General features: G+C 69.8%; 14 protein-coding genes. 7 read left to right on the top strand and 7 right to left on the bottom strand.

Annotated features, from left to right (window positions below):
- Positions 1–196: 196 nt before the first annotated feature.
- From HQM25_RS08225 to HQM25_RS08200, 6 genes are all read left to right on the top strand, one after another.
- The gene (locus tag HQM25_RS08225; RefSeq protein ID WP_254359622.1) at positions 197–1531 is read left to right on the top strand and encodes an MFS transporter; all 1335 of its coding nucleotides are present in this window, start codon (positions 197–199) and stop codon (positions 1529–1531) included.
- 142 nt (positions 1532–1673) lie between these two features.
- Positions 1674–2264: a hypothetical protein gene (locus HQM25_RS08220; protein ID WP_172989794.1), complete on the top strand. Its 591-nt coding sequence runs from the start codon at positions 1674–1676 to the stop codon at positions 2262–2264.
- A gap of 173 nt (positions 2265–2437) precedes the next feature.
- Positions 2438–3682 carry a sensor histidine kinase gene (locus tag HQM25_RS08215; protein ID WP_172989793.1) on the top strand — a complete coding sequence of 415 codons (1245 nt, stop codon included), beginning with the start codon at positions 2438–2440 and terminating at the stop codon, positions 3680–3682.
- Positions 3679–4296, top strand: coding sequence for a response regulator transcription factor (locus HQM25_RS08210; RefSeq protein ID WP_172989792.1), 618 nt, complete (start codon positions 3679–3681; stop codon positions 4294–4296). The genes HQM25_RS08215 and HQM25_RS08210 overlap by 4 nt, the downstream gene beginning before the upstream one ends.
- Before the next feature lie 97 nt (positions 4297–4393).
- On the top strand, positions 4394–6967 hold the full coding sequence (gene valS, locus HQM25_RS08205) for a valine--tRNA ligase (RefSeq protein ID WP_172989791.1): 2574 nt from the start codon (positions 4394–4396) through the stop codon (positions 6965–6967).
- On the top strand, positions 6967–7215 hold the full coding sequence (locus HQM25_RS08200; RefSeq protein WP_172989790.1) for a hypothetical protein: 249 nt from the start codon (positions 6967–6969) through the stop codon (positions 7213–7215). The genes valS and HQM25_RS08200 overlap by 1 nt, the downstream gene beginning before the upstream one ends.
- 2 nt (positions 7216–7217) lie before the next feature.
- Here the strand turns inward: HQM25_RS08200 and HQM25_RS08195 are convergent, their stop codons facing one another.
- From HQM25_RS08195 to HQM25_RS08185, 3 genes are read right to left on the bottom strand one after another with little or no spacing between them, the layout of a single operon-like run.
- The gene (locus HQM25_RS08195) at positions 7218–8498 is read right to left on the bottom strand and encodes an MFS transporter (protein WP_172989789.1); all 1281 of its coding nucleotides are present in this window, start codon (positions 8496–8498) and stop codon (positions 7218–7220) included.
- The gene (locus HQM25_RS08190; protein WP_172989788.1) at positions 8495–8707 is read right to left on the bottom strand and encodes a hypothetical protein; all 213 of its coding nucleotides are present in this window, start codon (positions 8705–8707) and stop codon (positions 8495–8497) included. The genes HQM25_RS08195 and HQM25_RS08190 overlap by 4 nt, the downstream gene beginning before the upstream one ends.
- Entirely contained in the window at positions 8704–9336 is a 633-nt protein-coding gene (locus tag HQM25_RS08185; protein WP_172989787.1) for an ArsR/SmtB family transcription factor, read from the bottom strand. Before HQM25_RS08185 ends, HQM25_RS08190 begins: the two co-directional genes overlap by 4 nt.
- Before the next feature lie 106 nt (positions 9337–9442).
- On the opposite strand from HQM25_RS08185, the gene HQM25_RS08180 reads away from it, so the two are divergent.
- On the top strand, positions 9443–11497 hold the full coding sequence (locus tag HQM25_RS08180) for a M3 family metallopeptidase (RefSeq protein WP_172989786.1): 2055 nt from the start codon (positions 9443–9445) through the stop codon (positions 11495–11497).
- A 6-nt stretch (positions 11498–11503) separates the two neighbouring features.
- Here HQM25_RS08180 and HQM25_RS08175 read toward each other — a convergent pair whose 3' ends face one another.
- From HQM25_RS08175 to HQM25_RS08160, 4 genes are all read right to left on the bottom strand, one after another.
- Positions 11504–12571 (bottom strand): alpha/beta fold hydrolase, encoded by a 1068-nt coding sequence (locus tag HQM25_RS08175; protein ID WP_172989785.1) that lies wholly within the window; start codon positions 12569–12571, stop codon positions 11504–11506.
- Positions 12572–12602: 31 nt separating this feature from the next.
- The gene (locus HQM25_RS08170; protein ID WP_172989784.1) at positions 12603–13406 is read right to left on the bottom strand and encodes a hypothetical protein; all 804 of its coding nucleotides are present in this window, start codon (positions 13404–13406) and stop codon (positions 12603–12605) included.
- Positions 13407–13498: 92 nt separating this feature from the next.
- A complete protein-coding gene (gene clpX, locus HQM25_RS08165; RefSeq protein ID WP_172989783.1) occupies positions 13499–14767 on the bottom strand; it encodes an ATP-dependent Clp protease ATP-binding subunit ClpX in 1269 nt (422 codons plus the stop codon).
- Positions 14768–14918: 151 nt separating this feature from the next.
- Positions 14919–15590 (bottom strand): ATP-dependent Clp protease proteolytic subunit, encoded by a 672-nt coding sequence (locus tag HQM25_RS08160; protein WP_172989782.1) that lies wholly within the window; start codon positions 15588–15590, stop codon positions 14919–14921.
- Positions 15591–15602 lie beyond the last annotated feature (12 nt).

Here is a 15602-nt window from a genome sequence, read left to right as displayed (position 1 = left end):
CTGTGACGGGCCTGCCCCGCTCGGTTCTAGTCCCACCTCGCGGCGGTTTCTTCCGAGAGCTCCCCGGTGATGGCCGGATCGATGCTTTCTGCGCACGATTCTACCGGGCTCGGGCAAGGGGATGCCGCAGACGGGATGCGGCGGGAATGCCCGCGCGGCATCCGCGGTTTCTGGACTCGTGCCAGAATCAGTGTCCGTGAATTCCCCCGCCCCCGCGCAGCGCCCCGCCCCCGGTTCCCTCGCCCCCCGTGTCGCCTGGGCGTCGATGGTCGGCACCTCGCTGGAGTCCTTCGACTTCTACGTCTTCGCCTACTTCTCCGCCTACTTCATCGGCCCGCTGTTCTTCGAGCCGCTCGGCCAGTTCGGCGGCGCTCTGCTGGGCTTCTCGACGGTGGCGCTCGCCTTCGTCGTGCGCCCGATCGGCGCCGTCCTGTTCGGCCACATGGGCGATCGGCTCGGCCGCCGCACCACGCTGCTGTGGACGATCGCGATCATGGGCATCGCGACGGGTCTGATCGGCCTGCTCCCCACCTACGCCCAGGCGGGATGGGTCGGCGCGCTCCTGCTGGTGCTGCTGCGCATCGCGCAGGGGCTTTCGCTGGGCGGCGAGTGGGGCGGATCGATCCTCATCGCGACCGAGCACTCCGGCCCGGTCAAGCGCGCCTTCTACGCCGCGATCCCCCAGCTCGGCTCGCCCGTGGGCTCCATCCTCTCCGCCGGGCTGTTCATCGTCATGACGCTCGCGCTCCCCGCGGAGGAGCTCGCCGCATGGGGCTGGCGCATCCCGTTCCTGATCGCCCTGCCGCTGCTGGCGGTGTCGCTGTACCTGCGATGGTCGATCACCGAGACGCCGGTGTTCGAAGGAGTCGTCTCCGAGCGGCGCCGCGACCGCCTTCCGTTCGTGGCGATGTTCCGCGCCCGTCCGGCGGCGATCGCGATCGCGATCGGCTCGGCGCTGCTGGGCATCGGCTCGTACTCGCTCATGAACACCTACACCGTGAACTACGGCGTCTCGCAGCTGGGCTTCAGCTTCCAGGATCTGCTGGTGGCCACCACGATCGGCGGTCTGCTCCAGCTGGTGACCATCCCCCTGTTCGGAGCGTGGGCGACCCGCGCGGGTTCCGCGCGGATCGTCATGTGGGGAGCGCTGGGAACGCTCCTGATCGCCTTCCCCATGTACTTCCTCCTCCAGTACGCGAACTTCGGGGTGCTGGTGGCGACCATGATCATCGGCGGCGTGCTCCCGACGATGTCCTGGGCGGCACTGGGCGGCCTCATGAACGATCTGTTCCCGGATCACTTCCGGTACTCGGCGCTGTCGGTGTCGTATGCCATCGCCGCGACCGTGAGCGGGTTCGTGCCTCTGGTCACCCTGGCCCTGGGAGGGGCGACCGGTTTCGCCTGGTGGCATCCCGGCATCGTCCTCGCGCTGCTGTCGGCGATCACCCTCGTGTCGGCCTGGGCGGCGTCGAGGCGCACGATCGAACCCGAGTCCGCCGCGGAGGCGGCCCCCCAGGAGGTGTCGGTCTGACGGGACGGACTGCGGCGCGACCGGGTACTAGGACCATCGGACAATGGCGCCGCTGTCGCGCCGGACGGATCCTTGAGTCGACGGATCGAAAGGATTCCCCCCAGGAATCCGGCGGAACCGGCACAATCGACCAAGGAGCATCATGAAGCGACTCATCATCGGCGCCGCAGCGGTCGTCGTGGTTGCCGTGCCGGCCGTGATCGGCCTCGCGGGCAATTCGTCGTTCGCGCAGACGGTGCCCGTCCGCGCGCCGGCGTCGGGACAGGTCGTCGATCTGACCTCGACGGACGACCTGTTCGACATCGGCGACGACGACGGCGGCGACGTCCCGCGCGACCAGCGCGTGGAAGACGGCGATGACCGCGGAGTCGACGAAGCCGAGGCCGGCGACGACAACGGCGGCGACGTCCCGCGCGACCAGCGCGTGGAGGTCGGCGATGACCGGGGAGTCGACGAAGTCGAGGTCGGCGACGACAACGGCGGCGAGGTCCCGCGCGACCAGCGCGTGGAGGTCGGCGATGACCGCGGAGTCGACGAAGTCGAGGTCGGCGACGACAACGGCGGCGGCGGCGAAACCGAGGTCGGCGACGACAACGGCGGCGGCGGCGAAGCAGAGGTCGGCGACGACAACGGCGGTTCGGACGACCGCAGCGGGTCCGGTTCGGGCGGCAGTGGATCAGGCGGTGACGACCGCGCTTCCGAGAAGCACGGCGGACACGGGAGCGACGACTGACGACCGAGCCCATCACTGAAGCCCCGACCGATCCCCAGCCGGTCGGGGCTTCAGGCACGCCCTGGAAGGTCATCGTCGAGGCCCGCGACGCGCCGTCGCACGTCTCGCCGACGGTGCGTCCACGGCGGATCATCCTTCGACTCGCGCTGGGAATCGCCGCAGCCTTCCTCGCGGTGGGGCTTCTCGGCGCCTTCGCCGCCCAGCTGCTGGCCGAGCGGGAAGCTCTCAACGACGCGGCCAATACGGCCGATGTCCTCGCCGAGGCGGTCATCCAGCCCAGTCTGTCGGATGACCTTCTCACGGGTGATCGGGCGGCCATCGATGCACTGGACGAGATCGTGCGGGAACGCGTCCTCGGAAGCGACGTCGTGCGCGTGAAGATCTGGAGCCCGCAGGGCACGGTGCTGTACGCCGACGAGCCACAGCTCATCGGCCGCACGTTCGCCCTCGGCGACGACCAGCGCATCGCCCTCGCCGAGCCGCAGACCCGTGCGGAGGTCTCGGACCTCACCGATGTCGAGAACGAGTTCGAGACGGGGGGCCGGCTCCTCGAGGTCTACCGCCCGCTGTGGACGCCGGACGGCACCGAGCTGCTGTTCGAGATGTACTCCCCCTACGCTCCCGTCGAACTGCGCTCCTGGGAGCTGTGGCGGGGCTTCGCGGGCGTCATGGTCAGCAGTCTGCTCCTGCTCGTGTTCCTGACGGTGCCGATCGTATGGGGACTGCTGCGCCGGCTGCGGGCCTACGACACGCAGCACACCCATCTTCTCGAGCGCGCGGTCGACTCCTCGGATGCCGAGCGTCGTCGAATCGCGGGAACTCTTCACGACGGTCCCGTGCAGGAGCTCGTGGCCAGTTCGTTCTCCGCCGAGACCGCGGCGGCCGAGGCCGACGCGGCGGGGCAGCCGGCGCTCGGAGCCCGATTCCGCCAGGTTGCGGAGTCGATCCGCGGGAACGTGCGGGTCCTGCGGACCCTGCTCATCGAGATCCACCCGCCCGGGCTCACGCAGGCAGGGCTTCCGGCGGCGTTGTCCGACCTGTGCGACGGATTCCGCGGGCGCGGAGTCACGGTCGACCTCACGATCGATCCGGGCATCGGCGAGTTGAGCATCGACGGGGAGCGCCTGGTGCACCGCATCGCTCAGGAGTGTCTGCGCAACGCCGCCGCCCATGCGGCGCCATGCCGCGTCACCGTCCACCTGTCCAGAACCGCCGAGGCGACGACGCTGGACATCGCCGACGACGGGCCCGGCTTCGACCCCGAGGCGCTTGCGCGGCCCGCCGATGGTCACCTCGGAACGCGGGTGATCCGGGATCTCGCCGAGGAGGCGGGCGCGCAGCTGTCGCTGCGCACCGCACCGGGCGAGGGCGTCGCGTGGCGACTGGTCATCCCGGCGGGCGTCGAGGCGGCGACATGATCCGTGTTCTCGTCGTGGACGACCACGCCATGGTGCGGGCCGGCCTCACCTCCGTGCTCACCGCGGACGGAGACATCGACGTCGTCGCACAGGCCGCGGATGCGGCGGGCGCACTGCGAGCGATGCGCAGCGAGGGCGACCGGATCGACGTGGTGCTCATGGACTTGTCCATGCCCGGCGATGACGGAGTGGCCGCCACGTCGGCGGTCCTGACGGTGGCCCCCCGCGCAAGGGTCGTCGTGCTCACCTCGTTCTCCGACCGCGAGCGCGTTCGCCAGGCCGTCGCGGCGGGCGCGATCGGCTTCCAGCTCAAGGACGCCGATCCGGCGGCACTGCGAGCGGCGGTGCGCGCAGCCTACGACGGCGGCGCGCCGCTGGACCCCCGGGTCGCGGGCGCCCTCCTGCCCGACCGCACACGCCGCGTCGATCGACTCAGCGCACGCGAGCGCGAAGTGCTGCTGCTGGCGGCCGAGGGCATGGCGAACAAGCAGATCGCCCGACGGCTGGGGATCACCGAGCGCACGGTCAAGGCCCACCTCGGCAACGTCTACCGGCAGCTCGATGTCGCCGATCGCACCAGCGCCGCCCTCTGGGCGCGCGAGCACCTCGTCTGAACGCCGGCGCCCGCGCGACCGGGCGGTAGACTGCTGGACGCATCCCACACTCAGGCACGCTCACACAGTGCCGCACATATCGCGCAAGGAGATCCCTATGGCCGCCATTCCCGACAAGCCCGCCCTCGAGGGTCTCGAATCCAAGTGGGATGCCGCGTGGTCGGCGAACGGGACCTACCTGTTCGACCGCATCCGTGCCGCCGAAGCGGGTCGCCAGGGGGTCTACTCCGTCGATACCCCGCCGCCCACCGCGTCGGGAAGTCTCCACATCGGGCACGTCTTCAGCTACACGCACACCGACGTCAAGGTGCGCTTCGAGCGCATGCGCGGCAAGACGGTGTTCTACCCGATGGGCTGGGACGACAACGGTCTTCCGACGGAACGTCGGGTGCAGAACTACTACGGGGTGCGCTGCGACCCGTCGCTGCCCTACGACGCCGGCTTCACGCCGCCCTTCCATGGTGACGCCAAGAGCCTCAAGCCCGCCGACCAGGTGCCGATCAGCCGCCGCAACTTCATCGAGCTGTGCGAGGAGCTGACCCTCGAAGACGAGAAGCACTTCGAGGACCTGTTCCGCCAGCTGGGACTGTCCGTCGACTGGACGCAGACCTACCGCACGATCTCCGAGGACACGATCCGCACGAGCCAGCTCGCCTTCCTGCGCGGCGTCGAGCGCGGCGAGACCTACCAGGACCTCGCCCCCACCCTGTGGGACATCGACTTCCGCACGGCGGTCGCCCAGGCCGAACTCGAGGACCGCGAGCAGCCGGCGTCGTTCCACAAGGTCGCCTTCCACAAGACTGACGGCACCGGCGACATCGTGATCGAGACGACCCGACCGGAGCTGCTCGCTGCCTGCGTCGCGCTCGTGGCCAACCCCGACGACGAGCGCTACCAGCCCTCCTTCGGCTCCACGGTGCGCACCCCGATCTTCGACGTCGAGGTGCCCGTGCTGGCGCACCACCTCGCCCAGAAGGACAAGGGCACCGGCATCGCGATGATCTGCACCTTCGGCGACGTGACCGACATCGTGTGGTGGCGAGAACTCGATCTGCCCAACCGCACGATCCTCGGTGCCGACGGCCGCGTGCTGGCCGATGCCCCCGAGGCGATCACCTCGGAGGCGGGCATCAGCGCGTACGCGGAGCTGGGCGGGAAGACCGTATTCAGCGCCAAGAAGCGGATGGTGGAGCTGCTGGAGGAGTCGGGCGAGCTGCTCGAGGTCTCCAAGCCCTTCCACCACCCCGTGAAGTTCTACGAGAAGGGCGACCGCCCGCTCGAAATCGTCTCGACCCGCCAGTGGTACATCCGCAACGGTGCCCGCGACGAGGTGCTGCGTGAGAAGCTCATCGCCCTCGGACACGGCATGTCGTGGCATCCCGAGTTCATGCGCGTGCGATACGAGAACTGGGTCGGCGGGCTCACCGGAGACTGGCTCGTGTCGCGTCAGCGGTTCTTCGGGGTTCCGATCCCCGTCTGGTACGGCCTCGACGAGAACGGCGAGCGCGACTACGACCGCGTGATCACGCCGGACCTCGCGAGCCTGCCGGTCGACCCGACCACCGACGTCCCGCCGGGATTCACGGAGGCCCAGCGCGGCGCGCCCGGCGGATTCGAGGGCGAGAAGGACATCTTCGACACGTGGGCGACCTCGTCCCTGACTCCGCAGCTGGCCGGTGGCTGGGAGCGCGACCCCGAGCTGTGGGATCTCGTCGCGCCGTTCGACGTGCGTCCGCAGGGCCAGGACATCATCCGCACCTGGCTCTTCTCCACGATGCTGCGCAGCGCCGCGGAGGACGACCGCGCGCCCTGGTCGGATGCCGCGATCTCGGGGTTCATCGTCGACCCCGACCGCAAGAAGATGTCGAAGTCCAAGGGCAACGTCGTCACTCCGGCCGACATCCTCTCGCAGCACGGCTCCGACGCGGTGCGGTACTGGGCCGCCTCCAGCCGGCTGGGCACCGACGCGGCCTTCGATCCCCAGAACCCCACTCAGATCAAGATCGGCCGTCGATTGGCGATCAAGATCCTCAACGCCGCGAAGTTCGTGCTCTCGTTCCCCGTCCCCGAAGGGGCCGAGGTCACCCACGCGCTCGACGCCTCGATGCTGGCGACCCTCGACGAGGTCGTGCGCCAGGCCACCAAGGCGCTCGCCGCGTACGACCACGCGCGGGCGCTCGAGGTGACGGAGTCGTTCTTCTGGACGTTCTGCGACGACTACCTCGAACTTGTGAAGGAGCGCGCCTACGATCGCACCGACGTCGGACAGGCTTCGGCTGCGCTCGCGCTGCGAACGGCTCTGTCGACCCTCCTCCGACTGTTCGCACCGGTCGTCTCCTTCGCCACCGAGGAGGCGTGGTCGTGGTTCGAGGATGGCTCGATCCACGTCGCCGCCTGGCCGGAGCCCCTCGGCTCAGACGGCGATCCCGAGGTGCTCACCGCGGTGAGCGCGGCACTGATCGGCATCCGTCGAGCCAAGACCGAGGCCAAGGCGTCGCAGAAGACCCCCGTCGAGACCCTCACCCTGCGCGCTGATGACGCCACGGCCGAGCGGCTCCGGCTCGCCGAGGGAGACCTCCGCGCTGTCGGCCGCATCGAGACGCTCGAGCTCGTCGGCGGTGCGGACGAACTCGGGATCGACCGCGTGGTCTTCGCGGAACAGGAGGCATGATGCAACTCGGCACCCGCTGGACCTCGGGCGACGAACCGCCCCGCGCGGTCCCGGAGGCGCTCGTCCGCGGCATCCGATCGGTGGATGCCGCGGTCCCCGGCGACGGGCTCGGTCAGCCGCGTCCGCGGTGGACGCTGACCTGGCTCGAGGGCCGACCGATCGCCGAGCTCGACACGGGCGTGATCGTCCGGCTCGATGACGATGACGAACCCGTCGTCACGCACGACGTCGACGACGAGTTCGCCTGAGCTCACTCCTCGGGGCGGTCGTGCTGCGACGCCTCGAGGAGGAGCCGCGCGGCCACGGTCGCCGCGATGATCGTGACCGCGCCGGCGATGAGGAACGGCAGACGCAGGTCGGCGCGGGCCACGAGGCCACCCAGGAGCGTCGCGAAGGGGAACAGACCCCACGTGAAGGTGCGGATGATGCCCAGCACGCGGCCGAAGAGGCGCCCCGGAACGATCGCCTGACGCAGCGCGCCCCACGGGACGTTCCACACGGAGACGGCTGCCGCCATGAGGGCGTAGGCCACGATGCCGGTGAGGAGTTCGGGCGCGGCCCAGACCCCGATCAGGCCCATCGCGGCGCCGAAGTTGGCGCCGAGCATGACCTTTCCGCGCCCGAAGCGCTCGACGAGGCGGGGTGCCAGGAGCGAGCCCGCCAGCGCACCGAGTCCGATGCCCGCCGTGACCACGCCGATCGCCGCGGGCGCGACGTCGAGCTCGTCGAGGAAGTAGAGGATCGTCGGCGCCTGCGCGAACGCGAAGGCGGATCCGACCACCGAGGTGAACACGACCATGGACCGCAGGAACCGGTGGTTCCACAGGTACACGATCGCCTCTCGCGCCGAGGTCTGCGACTGGGGCCGAGCTGAGGTCGGCGGCGCCTCCGGGTCTCGCGGCGTCTGCAGCGCGCGCGCGGCGGCCAGCGGCAGCAGGACGGCGAGCGCGACGGGGACGAGATACCCGGCCGCCCCGACCCACAGCGGCAGCGCGAGGGAAACGGCGAACAGCACGCCGCCGATCGGCGTCGCGACGAAGTTGTCGATGGTGATCTGCGCCGCCTGAAGCCAGCCGTTCGCGCGATCCAGGGATCGCCGCTCCACGAGCTGCGGGACGATGGCGTTCGTGGCGTTGTCGAACAGCGTCTCCCCGACGCCGAAGACGAGCACCGCCGCGAACAGCCACCAGATGGTGAGCGTGCCGGTCACCGTCATGATCGCGAGCGCGAGCGCCACACCTGCCCGGAGCGTGTTGGCGGCGGCCATGAGGTGGCGGCGATCGAACCGGTCGACGAGCATGCCGGCGGGGAGGCCGAAGACGAGCCAGGGGACGAACGCCAGCGCGCCGACGGCCGCGATGGCGAGCGGGTCCCGGGTGAGGGTGGTCGCGATCAGCGGCACCGCGGTGCGGCCGATCCCGTCGGCGAGGTTGGAGAAGGCGGCCGCGGTCCACAGCTTGCCGAAGTCGCGGCCGAGCGGCCGCTTCTCGCGCGGCCCCGAGGTCGTCGCGACAGCGGGCGTGCCGGTCATCGCGGCAGCACCCCCCACCCGTGCGCAGCGGCGGCGCTCTGGCGCGCCTCGGCGGCCGAGACGCGCGCGCGGGTGAGGCGGCGGGTCGCGGCATCCGCGCGACGGTCCACGCTTCGCTCGGCGGCGCGGTCCAGCACGGCGGCGGCGCGCACCAGCACTCGCTCGGTGGCGGTCAATCGGAAGGTGCCATGGGTGGCGATGGCGCTCATGAGTTCTCTCCCAGGTCGGGAAGCGGGAACAGGTCGGCCCGGATCGTGACGGGCCGGACGTCCTCGCCGGTCTGATTGCGATAGTTGTCCACGGCCTCGTCGATCAGGGCCATGATCTTCATCCCGAGCTCCTTGCTCTGCTCGGGAGTGAGGCGGGTGGTGGCGGTGGAGATGAGCGTCCCCTCCTGCCACATCTCGCTCTCGGCGCTGACTCCGCGGCTGACGAAGTCGAGGAGCTGCTCGTTGCGGTTCTGGAGGAACTCCTTCATCACGATCTGCGTGGCGGCGCGTCCTGCCGGGGTGGCCATGGCTTCGGGGTTGGCGAACGTGACGCCGCCCTCGGGCCGCTCCCACCACCGCTCCCGTCCGGTTCCCCGGTCGGCCTGCTCCCGGATGAGGTCGTGCTTGGCCAGAGCCCGCAGGTGATAGCTGGTAGAGCCGCTCGATTCCCCCAGCCGTTCGGCGAGGGAACTCGCCGTCTGCGGGCCGTACTGGCTGAGGATGTCGTAGATCCGCACCCGGAGCGGGTGCGCGAGTGCGCGCAGCGCTCCGGTGTCGAGGACGCGGTCGGCGCGGTGCCGCTCCTCGCTGCGGCTCAGAGCATCCTGCGGCTGATCGTTCTCTGCCATAGCCCCACGGTACTCCTTGCAAAGCTTTCTTTGCAAGGACTTTTTTGCAACCGCATGTTTGCAAAGCAGCGTAGGGAAGGGGATGCCGCATCGCTAGGCTGAACGCATGGCGAACGACAATCCCCTGCTCTCCCCCTCCGCCCTGCCCTATGGGATGCCGGACTACCGGGAGATCCGGCCGGAGCACTACCTGCCCGCCTTCGAGCAGGCCTTCGCCGCGCACCGAGCGGAGGTCGCGAACATCACGCGCGTGCGCTCCGCGCCGACGTTCGAGAACACATTGGTGCCGCTCGAAGAGAGCGGCCGACTGCTGGGCGAGGTGGCGCGCACGTTCTACACCGTGTCATCGGCCGACGCGACACCCGAGATCCAGGAGATCGATGAGCAGCTCGCGCCGCTCATGTCCGCACACCAGGACGCGATCCAGCTCGATGCGCAGCTGTACTGGCGCGTGAAGACCGTGCACGAACAGCTGGACGGCCTGGATCTCACCGACGAGCAGCGCTACCTCGTGACGCGTCACTTCACGGAGATGTCGCACGCCGGCGCGGGCCTCGACGAGCAGCAGAAGACGGAGCTGACCGACCTCAACCAGCGACTGTCGACGCTCACCACCACGTTCGAGAAGAACCTCCTCGCCGACACCAACGATCTGGCCGTCGTCTTCGACAGCGCCGACGACCTCGCCGGCCTCGCCCCCGGCGAGCTGTCCGCCGCGGCGCAGGCCGCGGCCGATCGCGGCCTCGACGGGGCGTGGCTCGTCTCCCTGACGCTGTTCACCGGGCATCCGCATCTCGCCTCGCTCCACAGCCGCAACGCGCGAAAGCGGATCATGGACGCTTCTCGAGCCCGGGGTTCGCGCGGCGGAGAGCACGACAACCGGGATGTGCTGCGGGAGATCGTGCGTCTGCGTGCTCGGCGCGCGGCGGTCCTCGGATACGCCACCCACGCCGCCTACATCACCTCCGACGAGACCGCCGGCTCCCCCGCCGCGGTGCACGACCTCCTGCGCCGGCTCGCCGTCCCGGCCGCCCGCAATGCCGCTGCGGAACAGACCGCGCTGCAGGCGATCGTCGACGACACCGAGGCCCAACCCTTCGCGCTCGAGGCGCACGATTGGGCCTACTACACCGAGAAGGTGCGGGCCGCCGAGTACGACCTCGATCGCGCCGCCCTCCGGCCCTGGTTCGAGGCCGAGCGCGTGCTGCGCGACGGAGTGTTCCGCGCGGCGACCGACCTGTACGGGATCACCTTCGCCGAGCGCGAGGACATCCCCGCCTACCACCCCGATGCACGCGTGTTCGAGATCCACAACGAGGACGGCTCGGAGCTCGGACTGTTCGTCCTCGACCTCTACACGCGCGACACCAAGCGTGGCGGAGCGTGGATGAACTCGATCGTGTCGCAGTCGCGACTGCGGGGCACCAGGCCGATCGTCGTGAACAACCTCAACGTGCCCAAGCCCGCGGCCGGCACCCCGACGCTGCTGACCCTCGACGAGGTCACCACCCTGTTCCACGAGTTCGGCCACGCGCTGCACGGCCTGTTCGCGACGGTCACCTACCCGCACTTCGCCGGCACGAACGTCTTCCGCGACTTCGTCGAGTTCCCCAGTCAGGTCAACGAGATGTGGATCTACTGGCCCGAGATCCTCACCGCCTACGCGCGTCACATCGACACCGACGAGCCCCTGCCCGCCGAGGTCGTGGAGAAGCTCCACGCGTCGGAGACGTTCAACCAGGGCTTCGCCACGAGCGAGTACCTGGCGGCGTCGTGGCTCGACCAGGCGTGGCACTCCCTCACCACGGATGAGGCCGCCGCCGACCTCGACGTCGCTGCGTTCGAGGCGGCTGCACTCGCCGAGATCGGGCTCGACAACCCTGCCGTGCCCACGCGCTACTCGTCGACGTACTTCGCCCATGTCTTCTCGGGCGGGTACAGCGCCGGGTACTACTCGTACATCTGGAGCGAGGTGCTCGACGCCGACACCGTGGAGTGGTTCCGTGAGAACGGCGGACTCACCCGCGCGAACGGCGACCGCTTCCGCGAGCGCCTGCTCGGTGTCGGCGGTTCGAAGGATCCGCTCGAGGCCTACCGCGACTTCCGGGGCCGCGATGCCGAGATCACGCCCCTCCTGACGCGCCGCGGCCTCGCAGGCTGAGTCGGCTCAGCCCGGCTGGTCGGCGGCGATCACCAGGGCGGCAGCGGCCGCCCTGGTGGGCACGCCCAGCTTGGTGCGCGCGTTCGCGACGTGGCGATGAATCGTATGCGGGCTGAGGAAGAGTCGGTCGGCGATCTGTGCGTCGGTGAGGCCCTCCGCGACCAGCGCGAGGATCTCGGTCTCCCTCGGCGTCAACCCCGCACGAGCCACCGTGTGCCTCGGCCCGTCGCCGGCGCGCGACGATGCGTGCGGCGACCGCGGCAGATCGAGGAAGTCCTCCAGGTGCCCGATCACCTCGTCCACGTCACCGAACCACGGAAAGTGATCGATGCCCGCGATCGGCTCGAAGCGTGCCCCCGGGATGCGCTCGGCGAGATCGCGTCCGAGCGAGAACCGGATCGCGCGGTCGTCACGACGGTGGAGGACCAGTGTGGGTGCCCGCACCGCCGAGGCGAAGGGCGTGGCGTCGAGCTCGTACACCGAGGCCAGAGCGGCCGCCGCCTCCTCCGCCGACGCGATGCGCCGCTGGAAGCGCGCGAACTCCTGACGCTGCACGGAGGAGCCGCCGGGGAGGAACACCTCGGCGAGCACGCGGGACGTGATCCCCCAGTTGCGTCGGACCAGTTCGACCATCGCCTCCCGGTCCTCCGCGCCCGCGATGTCCCGTCCTCGCAGGTATCCGCCGCACACGACGAGCCTGTCGAGCAGGTCGGGACGCAGGGCTGCGAGGGCGACCGCGACGGGAGCGCCCGACGAACCGGTCACGACCGACACGGGGGCGTCGACCGCGTCTTCGATGACGGCCGCCATCGCGGCCGCGTGGGCCGTCACGTCCCCTTCGACGCCAGCGGCGCGGCGGGAGAGCCCGACGCCGATCGGATCGAAGCGGATCACCGTCCAATGAGCCGCGAGGCGCGCGAGGAACCCCCGGAACTCGGGAACCGCGAGGTCGTGCACGAGGTGACTCGACCACCAGCCGCCCAGCAGCACCCCGGGCCCCGACCCGACGGCAGCCCAGGCCACGTCGTCTCCGCCGAAGCGGGCGCGACGCACGACGGGATCCTCCGCGAGCACGCGGTCAGTCTAGAGTCCGACCGCGTCCGCGTCATCGCAGGGCGATCCAGGTCGCATCCGCGGCGGCGATCTGGCCACCGGCTTCATCGACCGCACGGACCGAGGTCTCGTACTTCCGGTCTTTTCGGCTCCGGGTCCAGCTGTACACGACGATGCGCTCCCCCACTCGCGGGCGGCGGTCGATGCGGGCTGTCATCGTGCCCAGAAGACAGAGGCGACGCGCCGCAAGCGCCTCCGCGGGGTAGCTGGGGCAGTCCAATGCCGCCCAGACCGCGGCGGCGTGCGCCGTGCCCGACGCCGACTCCCGCACGCCGACCAGCCAGGGCGCGGCGAGCAGCTCGGGGCGCCCTGCCACTGGGCCCGGCGTGACGCGCATGCCGTCGGACCGCTCCGGCCCGCAGACGATGCAGTCCGAGAGCAGATGCCGCACGCCGATCAGCGGGTGGTGTGCGCGTGCCGCCAGGGCTTCTCCCCAGCTCGGCGGCGGCGGCGCGATCGTGTCGGCGAGCACGCCCGGCCGCGCCTGCGCGACCGTGCGCCTCCGGCGGGAGAGCACGACACCCCGGCGGTCATCGGCGTGCACATCGAGAGGCCTGGCCAGCGGAACACGACGACGCAGCACCACGGTGACCACGTCGGCGTCGACGTGTCGCGAGAGGATGCCGGCCGCGAAGCCGCCGTTGGCGCTGCGGCGCGGCCCGTTCAGACGGCGGTCGACCGACACGCGCGCGATCGGCGCGACGATCGGCGGATCATCGCGGCGGCGGCGCGGGATCCCCTGCGCGGGGCTGAGAGTGACAGCGAGTTCGTGGAAAGACGATGCGAAGGTGGACATGCCCCCAGCCAAGCCGGAAGGCGCTCTGACATCGTCGCCCGCCGGGGCCATTGCGACTGGCCCGAACGGGCCAGTTCAGGTCGCGCCGAGGGTCAGGCGCTCTTGCGGTTCTGGCGGAACACGAGTGTCGGGGCGGCGCCGTCCTGCACCGCCGCGCGCGTGATGACCACCTTGTCGACGTCATCGGCCGAAGGAATCTCGAACATGATCGGGCCGAGCACGTCTTCGAGAATCGCGCGAAGTCCGCGGGCGCCCGTCTTGCGCTCGACCGCGAGTTCGGCGATCGCCTGCAACGCCTCGGCGTCGAACTCCAAATCGACACCATCGAGCTCGAACATGCGGCGGTACTGCTTGACCAGCGCGTTCTTGGGCTCGGTGAGGATCTCCATGAGCGCCTCGCGGTCCAGTGGGGACACCGAAGCGACCACCGGCAGTCGCCCGATGAACTCGGGGATCAGACCGAACTTGTGAAGGTCCTCCGGCTGCACCTCGCTGAACAGGCTGAGGTCATCGCCCTTGTTGTGCAACGGCGCCCCGAAGCCGATGCCGTGCTTGCCCACCCGCGACGAGATGATGTCTTCGAGCCCGGCGAACGCGCCGGCCACGATGAACAGCACGTTCGTGGTGTCGATCTGGATGAACTCCTGGTGCGGGTGCTTGCGGCCGCCCTGCGGCGGGACGGAGGCGACCGTTCCTTCCAGGATCTTCAGCAGTGCCTGCTGGACGCCCTCCCCCGACACATCGCGCGTGATCGAGGGGTTCTCGGCCTTGCGGGCGATCTTGTCGACCTCATCGATGTAGATGATGCCGGTCTCCGCGCGCTTGGTGTCGAAATCGGCGGCCTGGAGGAGCTTGAGGAGGATGTTCTCGACGTCTTCGCCGACATAGCCGGCCTCGGTCAACGCGGTGGCGTCCGCCACCGCGAAGGGCACGTTCAGTCGCTTGGCGAGCGTCTGTGCGAGGTAGGTCTTGCCGCAGCCGGTCGGACCGAGCAGGAGGATGTTGCTCTTGGCGACCTCGACGTCGTCGGCACGCTGCTCAGCGGACTGGAGGGTGCCGTGCGCTCGGATGCGCTTGTAGTGGTTGTACACGGCGACGGCCAGCGCGCGCTTGGCGTCGTCTTGACCGACGACGTACTCCTCGAGGAACGAGAAGATCTCGCGCGGCTTGGGAAGATCGAACTCTGCGACCTCGCCGGAGGCGGACTCCGCCATGCGCTCTTCGATGATCTCGTTGCAGAGTTCGACGCACTCGTCGCAGATGTAGACGCCGGGACCCGCGATCAGCTGCTGGACCTGCTTCTGGCTCTTTCCACAGAAGGAGCACTTGAACAGATCTGCGCTCTCACCGATGCGTGCCATCTGGCTCCTCCTCGTCGGTCGGTGGGGTCGCACTCCCCTTGCCGTGCTCCGAGCCTAGCCGCTCACACGGACATGCGAGGGCTTTGCGGCGCGGGTTGTGGAATGAACGAAGGCCCCGGCAGGAGCCGGGGCCTTCACGCGCACGGGTCTGCTACTTGGTCAGCGCAGCCTGCCCGCGCTTGCGGGTGGTGAGGACCTGGTCGACAAGGCCGTAGGCGACGGCATCCTCCGCAGACAGGATCTTGTCGCGGTCGATGTCCTTGTTCACTTCCTCAGGCGACTTGTTCGAGTGCTTCGACAGCGTCGACTCGAGCCAGGTGCGCATGCGCATGATCTCCTGCGCCTGGATCTCGATGTCGGATGCCTGGCCGTGGCCCGCCTCGCCCATCGCGGGCTGGTGGATGAGGATGCGGGCGTTGGGCAGCGCGAGCCGCTTGCCGGGGGCACCGGCGGCCAGGAGCACCGCGGCCGCGGACGCCGCCTGGCCCAGCACGACGGTCTGGATCTGCGGCGACACGTACTGCATGGTGTCGTAGATCGCCGTCATGGCCGTGAAGGAGCCGCCCGGCGAGTTGATGTACATGATGATGTCGCGGTCGGGGTCCTGCGACTCGAGGACGAGCAGCTGCGCCATCACGTCGTCGGCCGACGCGTCGTCGACCTGGACGCCGAGGAAGATGACGCGATCCTCGAAGAGCTTGTTGTACGGGTCCTGCCGCTTGTAGCCGTAGGCCGTGCGCTCTTCGAACTGCGGCAGGACGTAGCGGCTGCCGGGCATCTGCAGGCCCTGGGGCGCCGTGGGACCGAACGTGGGGGTGTGCATTCGCGTTCTCTC

The organism is Microbacterium hominis (assembly GCF_013282805.1).
Taxonomy (GTDB): Bacteria; Actinomycetota; Actinomycetes; order Actinomycetales; family Microbacteriaceae; genus Microbacterium; species Microbacterium hominis_B.
The sequence above is the reverse complement of the archived record's forward strand: the minus strand, read 5'-3'. Positions and strand labels throughout refer to the sequence as shown.

Bases quoted from the DNA above. Each gene is read 5' to 3' on its own strand.
- valS (WP_172989791.1), top strand. From the start codon at position 4,394: ATGGCCGCCATTCCCGACAAGCCCGCCCTCGAGGGTCTCGAATCCAAG.
- HQM25_RS08170 (WP_172989784.1), bottom strand. From the start codon at position 13,406: ATGTCCACCTTCGCATCGTCTTTCCACGAACTCGCTGTCACTCTCAGC.
- HQM25_RS08195 (WP_172989789.1), bottom strand. From the start codon at position 8,498: ATGACCGGCACGCCCGCTGTCGCGACGACCTCGGGGCCGCGCGAGAAG.
- HQM25_RS08160 (WP_172989782.1), bottom strand. From the start codon at position 15,590: ATGCACACCCCCACGTTCGGTCCCACGGCGCCCCAGGGCCTGCAGATG.
- HQM25_RS08220 (WP_172989794.1), top strand. From the start codon at position 1,674: ATGAAGCGACTCATCATCGGCGCCGCAGCGGTCGTCGTGGTTGCCGTG.
- HQM25_RS08210 (WP_172989792.1), top strand. From the start codon at position 3,679: ATGATCCGTGTTCTCGTCGTGGACGACCACGCCATGGTGCGGGCCGGC.
- HQM25_RS08180 (WP_172989786.1), top strand. From the start codon at position 9,443: ATGGCGAACGACAATCCCCTGCTCTCCCCCTCCGCCCTGCCCTATGGG.
- HQM25_RS08190 (WP_172989788.1), bottom strand. From the start codon at position 8,707: ATGAGCGCCATCGCCACCCATGGCACCTTCCGATTGACCGCCACCGAG.
- HQM25_RS08200 (WP_172989790.1), top strand. From the start codon at position 6,967: ATGCAACTCGGCACCCGCTGGACCTCGGGCGACGAACCGCCCCGCGCG.
- clpX (WP_172989783.1), bottom strand. From the start codon at position 14,767: ATGGCACGCATCGGTGAGAGCGCAGATCTGTTCAAGTGCTCCTTCTGT.
- HQM25_RS08185 (WP_172989787.1), bottom strand. From the start codon at position 9,336: ATGGCAGAGAACGATCAGCCGCAGGATGCTCTGAGCCGCAGCGAGGAG.